Raw genomic sequence first — 15,194 nt, forward strand, 5'->3', positions numbered from 1 at the left:
ACAAATTTGTATTTTCCTTTCAGTATACTAACGCCTTCTTTTTTTCGCAAGATGCCATGCTATAATACACAAAACGGCACAGCCTTTAAAAAGCCGTGCCATTTTGTGATGCCAATTATTTCTTGAAAATTTTTTTAAATCAATATATTCTCAACCACTGCTTGAATTAGCAAAGTACTAGCGTTTCGGTTTAAAGGAAATACCCTCCCATAGTAGATATAAAAAATCAGCATGCACCAATAGACCTCATATCCACCCTTGTCATACTCTTCTTCCGTAGGGAAATACCCGCCGCAGCTATTGGTATATCCCCCAAAATAAAAATATTGGTTCCCCGTCAACTCCTGCGCCCGCAAAGCAAATTCGCACATAATTTCATTTGCCACACCGCATAAACAGCCGTTTCCCATAGAAAAATACTGCATTTCTGCGGTGTCCCTTTGGGTTTTTATACCCTCTGTTTGCAACCGACGAACCTCCGCCAGCCACAAAGTCCCGTCAATTCCCGCATATTGCTTTGCCTCCTGGACAATTTCCACTGCCCGTTTATAGTCTAAAATATCCGCATATAAATCAATATGGGCGGAATACATTTTCAACCTTCTTAAATCAATAGGCTGTATGGAATCAATCACCTTTTCAACCTGCCCCAAAACCTCTTCAGCCATAAGACTTAATGCATTTTCAGCGCGTACGAACCGTGCATCACTTGCATCCGGCGGTGTCAACACAGAAGAAAAAAACTTCGGCGCCACATTACCCGATGCACCTTGCGTCACCATAACAGGGCAGTCAAACCGTTTCTGCAAAGCATCTCGAACGGCACCAACATAATCCGACGAAATCAAATAATTATCCGCCTTCAAAACATTCGCATGGGCGGTTAATCGCAAAAGCAATAGCTTCAGCGCGCCACTTTCGGGGTCAACCGCTTTAAAAATACCAATTCTTCGATCCAGCGCCTTACTCTCCGCCCTGCGATTCAATCCAATATCGCCGTAAGCATTCCCCCAAGCCCCTTTGATGGGAATCCAGTGCTTTTGTGCCAAAATAACGGCCTTTTTAATTTCCTCGTCCACAAATTCTGCATATTCCTTCTCTAAGGAATCATTGGGTGCGGCATGGGTATGAGAGAAACAAAGCATTACTTTTTCCATCCCAACGCCTAATAAATCCCCAATGGCACTACGCAAGGCTGCCCCATGGGACTTGGAAAAACCAATATGATCAATGGTAACCAGGCAGCAAATTTCTTCTTGGTATTTCCATAAAGAAATTTGGGCAAAAAGCCGATGCAAAACCCCTTTTGACTCCTCATCCCCACGACCAAAGCCAATGGTATGCACTGCTTTTTTCGGTGTAATATCCACTTCATGATATGCCAAAAAAACTGCATCAAATTTTTCACTAAAACCTTGATATTTCATTCTACTTTACTCCTTTTATTTTATAAAGATACCATGCCTGTCAGATTTATCCGCATGACAAAGTAACGATTTCGGTTTTCATAAAATATAAAAGCGCAAAGTCATTTCGAAATATATCTACTCCATGCAAACATAATCTAAAATAACTTTGCATGGAGAAAAAACAATGGTAAGCCTCATATTATCCCTCATTTCTACGTTGTTCTTCTCTTTGTTTTTCTTTTATTTTAACATATTTACCCAAAATTTGGAATGTTTTAGTTTTTTCAAAATTCACTTTAGTTTTTGTCGTATATACTTGACATATGGTAATTTTTATTATAATATTTGTCACAGAGGTGATGACATGGGAAGAAATATTTCAATAAAGGTTGCCCGCGCCCAGCTGGATATAACGCAAAAGCAGCTTGCGGAAAAGGTAGGTATCTCTAGGCAGACAATGAATGCCATTGAACAGGGGGAATATAACCCCACTATAAAATTATGCCGCGCAATTTGTAAAATTCTTGGGAAATCTTTGGATGAGCTCTTTGGGGAGGATGATAGTAATGAAGCTACCAAAAAATAATTTGGACGAAATGCAGGAACATAAGTTATTAAAAATCGAACATAACGGATGTTGGTTCGCAATATGGAGCCTTCTTGCCGCAATATTTATTCAACTAAGTTTATTTGATGAATACGCTATACGTTCCATAGCAGCAGAATGGATTATCCTGATGTGTCTTTGCATATACCTAAGCGTTAGCTGCATCAAAAATGGAATTTGGGACAGAAGACTAAAACCAACCGCAAAAACCAATCTTATCATCAGTTTAGTTTCAAGTCTCGTTTCTGGCTTGATTGTTTCCGTTTCTTCCTACTTGAAATATCATTTTCTTATTGGTTCAGCCATAACAGGGGGGATTATGTTTCTCATGGTATTTGTACTAACCATCTTCGCCTTAACCCTGTCCATGAAGTTTTATTACAAAAAAATCAGTACAATAGAAACAGATTGCGAAGAATGATTTCGGGATGCAGTGCCTTGAAACCCAAACAGCATTTCCATAAATTTTCAGTTCAAAGGCAAAACCATGAGGGCTTTTCCTTCAAATACCCACAAGCATTTTCCCTCAGCACTTTGCTCCCCCAAACTGCCCTTGGGACAGATGTGGCTTCTTTGCCATTGCACCCTTAGACCACCCGAAACCCGCTTATAATGCGGGTTTCGCTAAATTTTTCGGTCTTCATTTTAACAAAAATCAAGTGGTTTGGACAATGCCCAAGTTTTACCTACGCTCTAAAATGAATTCCTTAGATTTTAGTTGCGCATATAAAATTTTCAACACATTTCCCTTAGGAAACGCTGATTGAATAAAAGGTGCGTAAATAATCAAAAGAATTTTTCTATTCCTAAGGTAAAACGCCAGCATAACAACACCATCGACATGCTTTTTGAAACAAACAATTGGAAACGTTACCCATTTTATAAGCACACGCAATGAATTAGCCTTTCCCCAATAAAATTTATTTTTCAAGCAAAATTGAACAAATTAATTGCAAATTACTGCCGTTCCAGAAACACTAACCATCAGCATTCCGTTATCGGCTCCCAAAACTTCATAATCCACATCCACGCCTACAATGGCATTTGCTCCCATGGCATTGGCTCTTTTTACCATTTCCGCAATGGCCTGTTCTCTTGCGTTTATCAACTCTTCTTCATATGTTCCGGATCTTCCACCAAAAAAATTACTTAAGCCTGCCATCATATCCTTTACAAAGTTAACCCCGGCAATTACCTCGCCAAAAACAATTCCCTTATAGGATACGATTTCTTTTCCCTCAATACTGTTTGTCGTTGTTACAATCATCCTGATTCCCTCTTTTCTTCTTTTTATTAATAAATCACTCTACGAAATTGTGCGCCAAAGGGCATTAGCGCAAGCCCTGCAAATTTAAAATGCTGAATTCCAAAGGGTATCCCAATAATGGTCAAACAGCATGCAACGCCCATGACTAAAGAGCCCATTGCCAATTCAATACCACACAATAAAATCCAAATTACATTTAAAATAATAGATCCCGAACCTAAATTACCATAATAAATTTGCGTTCCAAACGGCCAAAACGCCATTTGGGCAAACTTAAAGCATTGCAAGCCAATGGGTATACCTATAATTGTAATACAGCAAATAATTCCCGCCAAAAACCAGCCGATTGCCGTAAAAAGTCCCCCGAATATCAGCCAAAGAATATTCCCTAAAACACTCATTTTTCCCGTTCCTTTCTATATTTCTTTCGATAAAAGCAAACCGCTTTTTCAAAATCCAAATCCACCAGCGCCTCTCGCCCTGCCTTGGCAAGGCAGTATGCGCCCTTATCAACCCTCTCAAACCATTGATATACATTCCTTTGTAGTATTCCAGCATACTTGGCGTCCTTCCCTAATTCCCGTAGCTCCTGCAACGAAATTTGCCCAAGCTCCTCTAAAATACAACAAAGCTCAATGGCTCTTTCTCGATATGCCGTCATAACCTTTCGTCGTGTCATACCGCCCACATTCTCTGACATCTGTCGATTCTCAATTTCTGACAGCAATAGCTCCTGTTTTTTTCGATTTTTTCGTATCATGCTGTCAGACGGCTCTAAAATCACATCCACCATTTGCAACGGACTATCCAAAGCAACGGTAATCAATCCCAGCTCCAACCGCTTTAAAAGCTTAAGCATATCCTTCCATGCACGTTCTCTCTGCCCCCTTTTGGGGCGAGGAATAGCAACAAAAACTTGATCCGTCAAGCTTTGCCGCTCCAACGCCTGATACACCAGCTTTAAGCAAAAATTCTTTTTCAATTCTACGATAAGGGTTTGACCGTCCTTTACCGCCGCAATATCGCAATGCCTAACCTCTGCCTGCACCCGAAAGCCTTGGTTTTCCAAAAAATTTCGAATTGGCTCATATAAATCCGTTTCCTTTAAGCTCATGCCTTTCTTCCTTTAGCCATAAATTCCTCAATTTCTGTGACGGTACGAATTAGATTTTTGGTCATTACTTCGCATCCATCCTCCGTTACCAATACGTCATCCTCAATGCGAATCCCAATTTCCCATTCTTCGATATACAATCCCGGCTCCACCGTCAAAACCATGCCTGCCTGTAGCTTCCGATCCATATACCGCCCAATATCGTGGGTTTCTGCCCCCAAATAGTGGCTAACCCCATGGTAATAATATTTTGCAACCTCCTCCATGGTGTCCACCAAACCAATTTTTTTCAATTCCTGGAAATAATGCTCTTTCAAAACCTGATTTAAACGAGAAAAAGGCACGTCGGGCCGAATGGCTTCCATCACCTTTTGGTGTCCCGCCAAAACCATATTGTAAACCATTTTTTGCCGCTGGGTAAACTTTCCGCTCACTGGGAACGTTCGCGTGATATCGCCGTTGTACCAATCCACCTGCGCCCCTGCATCCACCAAAATCAAATCGCCATCCTTGGCAGCTTGATTATTTTCTACATAATGTAGAATTGTACCTCTTTTCCCGGCCGCGGCAATGGTTTGAAATGCCTTTTGGCGAACCCCTCTTTTGGTCAGGACAAAATCGAAGTATGCCTCAATTTCGTATTCCATCATGCCCCCACGGGCGTTCTCCATCATTGCAAGAAAACCCTCCTCTGTAATTTGCATTGCTTTGCGCATCCGCTCCAATTCCCAATCCTCTTTGATCAGACGCAAATCGCTGAAAATGGGATATAAATCCTCCATACAAACGGCAGGATACTGCTCCCTTATCTCCTTGGCAAAGGATAAAGCGGCAGAAGGCAGAGCATTCCAATCTCTGTTTTCCAAATCCAGATAAATAGTTTTAATGTTATGTTTGAAAATAAATTCAGCAAAATCCTTTCGAAAGCTATCAATAAATTCTACAGCTTCCATTCCCGATTTTTGCCTTGCTTCCTCCACTGTAATATTTGCCCCCACCCATTTTGCCAAAATCCCATTATCCCTAGGAATATATAAGGTCGTCGTAACTTCCAAGGCTGTCTTTGCCATAAAAAAAATACAATTTTCCCCCTCGATCCCCGTAACATAATAAAAATTTCGGTCTGGAGAAAAGGGATACTGCTCGTCACCCCGTTTATAAGGCGCCTGCCCCGCAAAAACTACGGCAACACTGTTCTCAGCCAACCGTGCTTGTAATTTATCTCTGTTCTTTTGAAAATTTTCCATTAGAAATACCAAACCTTTCTCTTATAGTATCATGAATCTTTTTTTCTAGTTCTAAGAATCCCAAATAAAATTTTAAAGATTTTATTAATTTTTTAGAAGCTCTCAAAAGCACCTCCATCAAACAAATCGGGCAGCGCTCCATACCTTCAATAATTAATTTCGCCTTACAAATTCAAAAAATCTGAGTCAACTACTATTTTGCTACAACAAAGCCCTTTTCTTCAAAAAAATGTATGATTTCCATTTTGTCACCGTTTAGTTTGCCCTGTATCGATCCCTCTTTTCCCCCACCCTTACAGTCAAAGGATTTTTTCAACGCCTCCGCCAGCGCCTTTGCATCCTTTTTCCGGCTGACCAAAACAAATTGAATTCCTGTTTCCAAAGGCGTTCCTACCATTGCACGACCGTCGGTTTTCTCTGCCGCCAAATCTGCCAGTGCTGTCAAATCCTTGCCATTTAAACCTTCCTCTATAATCAACACGTTTTCCGTATCCTTGGGCAGCTTATCGATGCGATACAAAAATGCTTCCCATTTCCATTTTTTCAATTCCTGCATATAGTGATCCCTTTCATCTAAAAGCTTCTGTACCCCCCTGTCGATCTTCTCCTCTTGTACAGAAAGGGCTTTGCCCACCGCTTTTGCCCCAGAATGAATCTTTTGGAAATACGCAAAGGCTCTTTTTCCGCAAAGTAACTCCAAACGCGTGCCTCCCTTATAATTCTGCGCACCAACCACCTTAATCATCCCAATTTCTCCGGCAAGCCTTACATGGGTTCCGCAGCAGGCACAGCAATCGTATTCCCCAGCCTTAACAATACGTACTTCCCCCGTCAGCTCTTTTTTACTGCGATATTCCAATTCCTCTAATTCCTCTTTTTCAGGAAAAAAAATCTCAATAGGTATGTTTTCCCAAATAGCTACATTTGCCTCTTCCTCCAGCCAAGACAAGTCTTCCTCCGGAATTTGTGTATTAAAGTCAATGGTAATGCTTTCTCGTCCCATATGAAAGCCTACGTTATCACAACCATATTTTTTGCAAATAATTCCCGAAATAATATGTTCCCCTGAATGATTTTGCATCAAATCAAAACGATGCGCCCAGTCAATTTCTCCGGCCATTTCAACACCCACCGCCAAAGGCCCATGCGTATAATGAATAATTTCTCCGTTTTTCTCATGGACATCAAACACCGCTGCCCCGCCTAAAATACCCTTATCACCGGGCTGTCCACCTCCCTCGGGATAGAATAGGGTTTTATCCAAAATAATATGATACTCGTCATCCTTGCCTTTTTCGCAAGAAAGTACAGTTGCTCTAAATTTCGTTTTATATGCATTTTTATAGTATAATTTTTCCGTCATTTTTTCGCCTCCCATTGTACTTTCTCCCAGTATATCACTCTTTACTTTCTAAGAAAAGCTTGTGCTTTACGCGGCTCAGCTTCCTTGGGATTATCTCTCCAAATTAAAACAGGCACTGTCCCATGAAACAATGCCTGCATATAAAAACTCAATTTATTTTTTTATAATAAAACCAATGGCAACAATACCTGGCCCTGAATATGTTCCTACCACTGGCCCAACCGTTCCTGTAAAACCATTAGAAATATCGTAATCTTCGGCAAAACACTCTCTCGCCAATTCTAAATTTTCCTCCGCCGCGCCATGACAAAACATAAAGGGATAGCTTTCATCCACACCATCTGCTTTTGCAAGATCTTTGAGAATAGAGATCATTTTTTTCTTGCCCTTGGCTTTTGCTGTATTTAGCACTAACCCATCCTGCACTGTCACAATGGGATGTAGGTTGAGCATGGTTCCCACAATTGCTGCAGTTCCTGATAAACGACCACCTTTTCTAAGATATTTTAAGGTTTCAATCGCAGCATATATCTTTGCCCTGCTAGACAATTCCGTAATTTCATGGTACAGCTCTTTGGCTGTTGCCCCTTCTTTGACCCTTTTCGCGGCAATTTCCACCAGCAATCCCAAAGAAGTGCAAACTTGATTTGTATCAACAATCCAAATTTTATCACTACCCAGGGCATCCTTGGCGATATGAGCAGATTGAACTGTACCGCTTAATTTCCCGCTAATTAATATGCACACAACTTCATCTCCCTTGTCTAAGGCTGTTTGAAAAGCCTCCTGAAAAGAATGGGGTGTAGGCTGTGCTGTTGTTGGAATTTCTGAATCTGTCCTTAGATATTCATAAAACTCTTTGGCCGTAAGGTTTTCACCATCTATGAAAGTCTTTTCTCCAAAGTGCACCGTTAAAGGTACGCATACAACGCCAATGTCCTCTAACCTTTGGTGAGAAATGTCACAAGTGCTGTCCGTAATAATTTGTACCATTTATCTTCCTCCTTTTAAAAAACGGTAAAATTCAAAAAAATAATCTTACTCTTATTATAATAGTTTCAAATACTACGTCAACTGTTTTTTATAAGTACTAATATTATATTAAAAAATGTTTCATCTGCTTATTTGTTTTATTATACCATTTTATAAAAGCATGCACAAACTAATATAAAAAAGGCCTTGATGTTATCATTTCAAGACCTAAAAAAAGTATTCCTTTTTTGATTATTCTGTTATTTCTTTTTCCTTTGGCAAATTGCCTTTCAAAATTTGTACTCCGGCAAAAATAACCGCTACAGCTACAATAACTCTTGGAGCGTTACGGTTCAAACGCCATACAAAACTCCAGTATAAGCTGTTAAAAAACGGATCTAATAGATTCATGATAATTTGAGAAACCATACAAATTCCAAGAAGTATTAAAATGGCTGCTATGATTTTTCTGTTTTTTGTGAAGAATTCATCTGCATTTGAAAAATCTGTTCCCTGAAAAAACAAGTATCGATCCTCCTGTCGCAAAAATTCTTCTTCTGACATGTTTCGTAAATTGTGGGTGTGAAAAAAGCTAAAAAACCAAATCACAGGTGCAATTGCCAAAAGCACCTCCAACCCTGACCAAGCGGCAAAGGCTCCAATGCCAAAAAACAGTAACATTAGACTAATTCCCTGCTTATAAAGCCCTAGGTACATTTCCCCTGCCCCCGGAACAAGTGAGCAGCAAAATGTTAAAAACCCCGATTTTTTATTTTTCATTATAATACCTCCAATAAATCTTCTATGATTTCTTCTTGTTTGTATATAGTATAGCGAATTATTATTTGGTTTTTTTTCACTCTTTTTTAAGATTTTATAAATATTAAAAAAGCACCTGCAAATGGTGATATGCAAGTGCTTCAATTTTAAACAAGCAACTTTTCAATGACTGCCCAAAGCTCGTCCACGCCAATTTTTTTCTCTCCCGAAAAAGGGATCAAAACCTCCTCAGGGCCTAGCCCAAAGGTTTTACGAATCACAGATAAATGCTTAGGAACTTGGCTTCTATTTAACTTGTCAGACTTTGTAGCAACGATAATGATGTCATAGCCATAATGCTTTAACCACTCATACATCATAACGTCATTTTTCCCAGGCTCATGACGAATATCAATTAAGAGAATAATTGCCCTTAGCTCTTGCCTTTTCTCCAAATATTCTTCTATCATTTTACCCCATTTTTCAATTTCCGTTTTTGGTGCCTTGGCATAGCCGTAACCAGGTAAGTCCACAACATACATTTGACCGTTTACATCGTAAAAATTAATGGTTCTTGTCTTACCAGGATTAGAGCTGGTTCTGGCCAACGCCTTACGCCCTATCATTGCGTTAATCAACGTTGATTTTCCCACGTTCGACTTGCCTACAAAGGCAACTTCTGCCCTTCCATCCACGGGATAATGCGAAAAATTCGTTCCAATTGCCGCTAATGAAGTTTCCCTTACTTCCATAGATCCACACCCTTCACCATTGCTGTCTTAAGTACATCCTGCATGGTTTTCGCTAATATAAATTTCATTCCCTCTTTTATTTCCTCGCTGATTTCCGCTAAATCCTTCTCGTTCTCCCAAGGCAAAATTACAGTTTTGATACCAACTTTTTTAGCCGCAAGAACCTTTTCTTGTAATCCCCCAATGGGGAGCACTCTTCCCCGAATGGTAACCTCTCCTGTCATGGCAACATCATTATACACTTCTCGGCCTGTTAAAGCTGAAAGCATGGCAGTTGCCATGGTAATTCCCGCAGAAGGACCATCCTTGGGTGTTGCCCCTTCCGGAATATGTATATGAATATCCTTTTGTTTATAATAATCGGCAGGAAGTCCAAATTCCTTTGCTTGAGAACGGATGTAGCTGATCGCCGTTTCCGCCGATTCCGTCATTACCTTTCCAATATTTCCTGTAAGTTTAAATTTACCATCTCCATCTAAAATATTCACCTCTATGGAAAGCGTGGTTCCTCCTGCCGCTGTCCAAGCCAGGCCACGAACAATCCCCACCTGTGGTTCTTTATAAATGGCATCTTTAAAATATTTTCTTTTTCCCAGTATGCTTTCCAAATTATTCACAGAAACAGTTGCAGTTTTTTTCTCACCGCTTAAAATTGACTTTGCCGTTTTTCTGCAAACCTGGCCGATAACTCGTTCCAGCTGTCTAACGCCGGCCTCTCTTGTGTAGCCATCAATAATCGCCTCAACGGCATCGTCACGAAACTTAATTTCAGCTGCAGTCAACCCATTTTGCTGCCGCTGCTTGCCAATCAAATGCTCCTTGGCAATATGCAGCTTTTCCTGGGCTGTATAGCTGCCAAGTTGAATTATCTCCATTCTGTCTAATAGGGGCTTGGGAATGGTATCTAAACTATTGGCAGTGCACATAAAAAGAACCTTGGAAAGATCATATGGAATTTCAATAAAATGATCTCGAAAGGTACTGTTCTGCTCCCCGTCCAAAACCTCCAGCAATGCCGCCGATGGATCCCCGTTATAGGAAACACCCAGCTTATCAATCTCATCTAAAAGCATCAACGGATTTATGGTTGCTGCCTGCTTCATGGCATTAATAATGCGCCCGGGCATTGCGCCAATGTAGGTTTTTCTATGCCCTCTGATTTCCGCTTCGTCCTTGATCCCTCCCAAAGACATTCTGATGTACTTGCGGTCCAAAGCCTTGGCAACAGAATGCGCAATAGAAGTTTTGCCAACCCCGGGGGGGCCAACTAAGCAAAGAATGGTGGGCCTTTCCTCGGGAACCATTTTGCGTACCGCCAAATATTCCAAAATACGATCCTTCACCTTTTCCAGCCCGTAATGCTCCTCGTTTAATATTCGCTCCGCCTTTGCCAAGTCAAAGCCATCTTCTGTCATCTCGCACCAAGGCAAACTCAATAATGTTTCAATATAACTTCTGGAAACATTTGATTCAGGAGAAGTCACAGGAATTCTCAACATACGTGCAATTTCTTTTTCCACAGCCTGCTGCACCGCTTCCGGAGGATTTTTTTCCTCCAGCTGCTTACGATACTTCGCCGCATCCGCACCAATTCCGTCTTTATCCCCCAGCTCCTCTTGAATTACCTTCATTTCCTCTCTAAGATAATACTCTCTTTGATTTTGCTCGATACGAGCTTTTGTTTTGCTTTCGATTTCCTTTTTTATGCTTAAAATCTGCTTTTCACTTTGCATCACTTCAAATACTGCTTCCAAACGCTCAAGGGGATTCAGTATTTCAAGAATCTTCTGTTTTCTGTTAAAAGAAATCTCAAGTCCCGCAGCAATAATATCGGCTAATTTTCCGGGCTTTGCAGCAGCTGTTACGCTGCTTAAAAGATCAGCAGCAGTGCTATTGGGTATATATTTAGTATATTCCTCATAGCTTTCCATAACCACCCGCATATATGCCTTCAAATAATCATCGGGCTCATCAGCGAAATCCTGCTCTAAAAATGTAATCTCCGCAAAGTCAGTTGAAGACTTCATCCAAATATCTTCCAGCTTTCCCCTTTGTTCTCCCTCAACAATAACGTGAGTAACATTTCCGGGAAGCTTTAATACTTGCTTAATTGTGCATAAAGTACCAATTTCATATAAATCCTTCTGCTCAGGATCAGGCGTTCCCGGGTTAATCTGCGCCACCAAAAAAACTTTCCCTCCATTGCCTTCTGCCGCGGACACAGCCTCTAACGACCGCTGTCTGTTTACAGGAAAGCTAACTGCCATATTCGGGAAAACCGTTAATCCCCTAAGCGCGATCATAGGTACTTTGACCGTCTGCTTTTTCTCCATTCTTCCACCTCTATTTTCAAATATTATTCAAGGGTATCCTATTTCAACAATACGCGGAGCACTGTGAAAGGAATAGGAATCATCATTCAGCTTGTTCCTTATTCTCATCCAGCGCTTCCTTGCACATTTTATGTTTACTTAAATCATCTAATCTTAGCAAAAGCCTTTCATGAAAGTATCTTTCTTGCAAAATAAAAGAAAGCCAACGTAATTCCAGGTTCTCCGCTAAAACTTTACATATTATACCCTAAAATACGCTTTCGGTCAAATAACCAAATAAAATTCCCACTTTTCCACTATAAATTCCCTTCCATGGCTGTTAAAACATTGCCATCCTCTACCACTACGCTATTTTCCTCCTTTCTAAAAACATGCTCCAAAAGCTCATCCACATTTTTTAATGGCACTACCGAAATACCTAAATTCAAATACGACTCTCGCCAATTTTCCTTAGGGATAAATGCTCTCTTTACCCCTGCATCAACTGCTGCCCCTAGCTTGTCTGGAACGCCGCCAACAGGCAAAACCTGCCCAAGTAACCCAATCTCTCCCGTTAGTGCAATTTCGCCATCTACCGCTACACCTGTAAAAGCGGAATATACGGCCAAAAACATTGCAATCCCCGCCGACGGCCCATCCACAGGAGTTCCTCCCGGAAAATTAATGTGTACCTGATATGCATCCTTTGCAAACCCATATTTCTCTAAAACTGTCAAGACATTTTCCACAGAGCTGCGGGCATTGCTTTTACGCCGGCTAGAACGCTGCTTGCCCCGAATTTCCTCTTCTTCCACAATTCCCGTTACCGTTAAAAATCCCTTATCTGATTTTTGAACGGTTGCCTCAATTGCAAGTAGCGTGCCGCTGCCTCCTCCTTGTACAGCCATACCGTTGACCACGCCAATTTGAGCCTTTTTGCTTACTTTTCTGCGCAAAATCGGTTGATACCTCCCTGTTTCAGCCACCCAATCCAAATCAGCAAACATAATCTTTCGATTCCCCTCCATTACTGCTAATGCCGACAGAGATTGAATAATATTCACCGTATCCCTTCCCCCCTGGGCATAGCAGGCAATTTTTTGACAAAGACCTTCTTCATAGGGCAATCCACAGCGATCCAGACTGTTTCTCGCTATTTGCTCTACTGCTTTTTCGTCCAAGCTTTCAAAAAATATTTCTGTGCAGCGAGATCTGAGGGCAGGAGGAATATCAGAAGGATTTCTTGTTGTTGCTCCGATCAAACGAAAATCAGCGGGCATGCCTTTTTGAAAAATCTCATGAATATAAGATGGTATATTTTTGTTCTGCCTGCTATAATAGCTGCTTTGAAAACGAGCAATTCTGTCCTCCAACACCTTCAAAAGCTTGTTCATTTGCACTGGGTGCAGCTCTCCAATTTCATCTATAAATAAAACACCACCATGGGCCTCGCAAATTGCGCCGGGGCGTGGCTGAGGTATTCCCATTTGGCCAAAAGCTCCAGCCCCTTGATAAATGGGATCATGCACAGACCCCATAAGGGGGTCTGCAATATTCCTTTCATCAAATTGAAGCGTGGTGGCATCTATTTCAACGAATTTTGCAGTTTCCCAAAAAGGACACGCCTGTGTTTTCTTTGCCTCCTCTAAAATCAAACGGGCTGCCGCAGTTTTTCCAACCCCAGGTGGCCCGTATATTAAAATATGCTGTGGGTTTGGCCCGCATAAAGCCGTCCTTAATGCCTTAATTGCCTTTTCCTGCCCAACTATTTCAGCTAAACTCCTAGGTCGGGTTTGCTCTGACAAGGGTTCCGTCAGCTTACGATGTCGCATCTCCTCCAATTCCTCCAATTGCTTGAAGTTTTCATCTGAGGAAATACCACCTCCCAAGGGTTTTTTTCTACTTTTCGCAAAAAAATAATACGCACCCATTCCAAAAAATAGTAATTGTACTATGGTTAATACACTCCATCCGTTCACCATATCTCCTCCCATTTCTTTTGCTGGTAATAGTATCTCGTGAAAAATGGAATTTATCCGCCACAAACAAAAACTATCTATTTTTAGTAAAATTTACACAAAAAAAATCAACATAAAAATACACCCCCGATAAAAAACATCGGGGGTGTATGAAAAATCACTGTAATGAATTAAAATCTTACTCTACGATTTCAATTACGGAACCAGCGCCTACTGTTCTGCCGCCTTCACGAATAGCAAAACGAAGACCCTGAGCCATAGCAACAGGTGTAATCAATTCGATACCCATTTCAACGTTGTCGCCAGGCATACACATTTCTGTGCCTTCAGGTAAGGAGATAACGCCTGTAACGTCAGTTGTTCTGAAGTAGAACTGAGGTCTGTAGTTGTTGAAGAAAGGAGTATGACGGCCACCTTCTTCTTTGCTCAATACATAAACCTGAGCTTGGAATTTTGTATGAGGTGTAATGGAGCCGGGTTTCGCCAAAACCTGTCCTCTTTCGATTTCAGTTCTCTGAACACCACGGAGAAGTACACCAATGTTGTCACCAGCTTCAGCCTGATCCAAAAGTTTACGGAACATTTCAACGCCAGTTACAACAACTTTTCTGGTTTCTTCTGCCAAGCCAACGATTTCAACTTCTTCCTGAACCTTAACAACACCGCTTTCAACTCTACCAGTTGCAACAGTACCACGGCCTGTGATGGAGAATACATCTTCTACAGGCATCAAGAAAGGCTTGTCAACGTCACGCTTAGGATTGGGAATATAAGCTTCAATTTCGTTGAACAAATCAACGATCTTGTCGCCCCAAGGGCCGCTAGGATCCTGAAGAGCCTGCAATGCAGAACCTCTGATGATGGGGATATCATCGCCAGGGAATTCATACTCGGAAAGAAGGTCTCTGATTTCCATTTCAACTAAGTCAAGAAGTTCTTCGTCATCAACCATGTCGCACTTATTCATAAATACAACAATATAAGGAACGCCTACCTGACGGGAAAGCAAAATGTGCTCTCTTGTCTGAGCCATAGGACCATCTGTTGCAGCAACAACCAAAATAGCGCCGTCCATCTGAGCAGCACCTGTGATCATATTCTTTACATAGTCAGCATGTCCAGGGCAATCAACGTGAGCATAGTGTCTAACAGGTGTTTCATATTCAACGTGAGCTGTAGAGATTGTGATACCACGTTCTCTTTCTTCGGGAGCCTTGTCAATGTTATCGAAATCAACTGCTGCACCCAGCTGGTATCTTTCATACAGTGTCTTTGTGATCGCTGCTGTAAGAGTTGTTTTGCCGTGGTCAACGTGACCAATTGTACCAATATTAACATGAGGTTTGGTTCTTTCAAATTTTTGCTTTGCCATTTTAAATTATCCTCCTTTGAGTTTTTGAAAATCTGTTGAGT

Annotated in this window: 15 protein-coding genes; 2 read left to right on the plus strand and 13 right to left on the minus strand. The window is 41.1% G+C overall.

The window, feature by feature from the left end:
- Nucleotides 1-134: 134 nt before the first annotated feature.
- Nucleotides 135-1,427 (minus strand): hypothetical protein, encoded by a 1,293-nt coding sequence (locus tag CLNEO_RS10235; RefSeq protein ID WP_066088309.1) that lies wholly within the window; start codon nucleotides 1,425-1,427, stop codon nucleotides 135-137.
- Nucleotides 1,428-1,773: 346 nt separating this feature from the next.
- Here CLNEO_RS10235 and CLNEO_RS10240 point away from each other — a divergent pair, with 346 nt between their 5' ends.
- Both CLNEO_RS10240 and CLNEO_RS10245 read left to right on the plus strand, forming a co-directional pair.
- Complete coding sequence (locus CLNEO_RS10240; protein ID WP_066088312.1) at nucleotides 1,774-1,995, plus strand: helix-turn-helix transcriptional regulator; 222 nt, start codon at nucleotides 1,774-1,776, stop codon at nucleotides 1,993-1,995.
- Nucleotides 1,976-2,437, plus strand: coding sequence for a DUF6773 family protein (locus tag CLNEO_RS10245; RefSeq protein WP_066088315.1), 462 nt, complete (start codon nucleotides 1,976-1,978; stop codon nucleotides 2,435-2,437). The genes CLNEO_RS10240 and CLNEO_RS10245 overlap by 20 nt, the downstream gene beginning before the upstream one ends.
- A 525-nt stretch (nucleotides 2,438-2,962) precedes the next feature.
- Here CLNEO_RS10245 and CLNEO_RS10250 read toward each other — a convergent pair.
- The 12 genes from CLNEO_RS10250 to tuf form a co-directional block, all read right to left on the minus strand.
- A complete protein-coding gene (locus tag CLNEO_RS10250; RefSeq protein ID WP_066088318.1) occupies nucleotides 2,963-3,283 on the minus strand; it encodes a putative heavy metal-binding protein in 321 nt (106 codons plus the stop codon).
- 26 nt (nucleotides 3,284-3,309) lie between these two features.
- Entirely contained in the window at nucleotides 3,310-3,684 is a 375-nt protein-coding gene (locus tag CLNEO_RS10255) for a YccF domain-containing protein (RefSeq protein ID WP_066088321.1), read from the minus strand.
- A complete protein-coding gene (locus CLNEO_RS10260) occupies nucleotides 3,681-4,397 on the minus strand; it encodes a DUF2161 domain-containing phosphodiesterase (RefSeq protein ID WP_066088324.1) in 717 nt (238 codons plus the stop codon). Before CLNEO_RS10260 ends, CLNEO_RS10255 begins: the two co-directional genes overlap by 4 nt.
- Nucleotides 4,394-5,644, minus strand: coding sequence for an aminopeptidase P family protein (locus tag CLNEO_RS10265; protein WP_066088571.1), 1,251 nt, complete (start codon nucleotides 5,642-5,644; stop codon nucleotides 4,394-4,396). Before CLNEO_RS10265 ends, CLNEO_RS10260 begins: the two co-directional genes overlap by 4 nt.
- Complete coding sequence (locus CLNEO_RS16435) at nucleotides 5,616-5,750, minus strand: hypothetical protein (RefSeq protein WP_278276627.1); 135 nt, start codon at nucleotides 5,748-5,750, stop codon at nucleotides 5,616-5,618. Before CLNEO_RS16435 ends, CLNEO_RS10265 begins: the two co-directional genes overlap by 29 nt.
- A gap of 87 nt (nucleotides 5,751-5,837) precedes the next feature.
- On the minus strand, nucleotides 5,838-7,007 hold the full coding sequence (locus tag CLNEO_RS10270; protein WP_066088573.1) for an alanyl-tRNA editing protein: 1,170 nt from the start codon (nucleotides 7,005-7,007) through the stop codon (nucleotides 5,838-5,840).
- A 153-nt stretch (nucleotides 7,008-7,160) separates the two neighbouring features.
- Nucleotides 7,161-8,000: a DegV family protein gene (locus CLNEO_RS10275; RefSeq protein ID WP_066088327.1), complete on the minus strand. Its 840-nt coding sequence runs from the start codon at nucleotides 7,998-8,000 to the stop codon at nucleotides 7,161-7,163.
- Nucleotides 8,001-8,231: 231 nt separating this feature from the next.
- Nucleotides 8,232-8,759: a hypothetical protein gene (locus tag CLNEO_RS10280; protein WP_066088330.1), complete on the minus strand. Its 528-nt coding sequence runs from the start codon at nucleotides 8,757-8,759 to the stop codon at nucleotides 8,232-8,234.
- Nucleotides 8,760-8,905: 146 nt separating this feature from the next.
- Nucleotides 8,906-9,490 (minus strand): ribosome biogenesis GTP-binding protein YihA/YsxC, encoded by a 585-nt coding sequence (gene yihA / locus CLNEO_RS10285; protein ID WP_066088332.1) that lies wholly within the window; start codon nucleotides 9,488-9,490, stop codon nucleotides 8,906-8,908.
- Nucleotides 9,481-11,823 (minus strand): endopeptidase La, encoded by a 2,343-nt coding sequence (gene lon, locus CLNEO_RS10290; RefSeq protein ID WP_066088335.1) that lies wholly within the window; start codon nucleotides 11,821-11,823, stop codon nucleotides 9,481-9,483. The genes yihA and lon overlap by 10 nt, the downstream gene beginning before the upstream one ends.
- Before the next feature lie 296 nt (nucleotides 11,824-12,119).
- Nucleotides 12,120-13,784 carry an ATP-dependent protease LonB gene (gene lonB / locus CLNEO_RS10295; RefSeq protein ID WP_066088338.1) on the minus strand — a complete coding sequence of 555 codons (1,665 nt, stop codon included), beginning with the start codon at nucleotides 13,782-13,784 and terminating at the stop codon, nucleotides 12,120-12,122.
- A gap of 175 nt (nucleotides 13,785-13,959) precedes the next feature.
- Nucleotides 13,960-15,153: an elongation factor Tu gene (gene tuf, locus CLNEO_RS10300; RefSeq protein WP_066088341.1), complete on the minus strand. Its 1,194-nt coding sequence runs from the start codon at nucleotides 15,151-15,153 to the stop codon at nucleotides 13,960-13,962.
- Between the last annotated feature and the right edge of the window lie 41 nt (nucleotides 15,154-15,194).

Source organism: Anaerotignum neopropionicum, from assembly GCF_001571775.1.
GTDB classification, from domain to species: domain Bacteria; phylum Bacillota; class Clostridia; order Lachnospirales; family Anaerotignaceae; genus Chakrabartyella; species Chakrabartyella neopropionicum.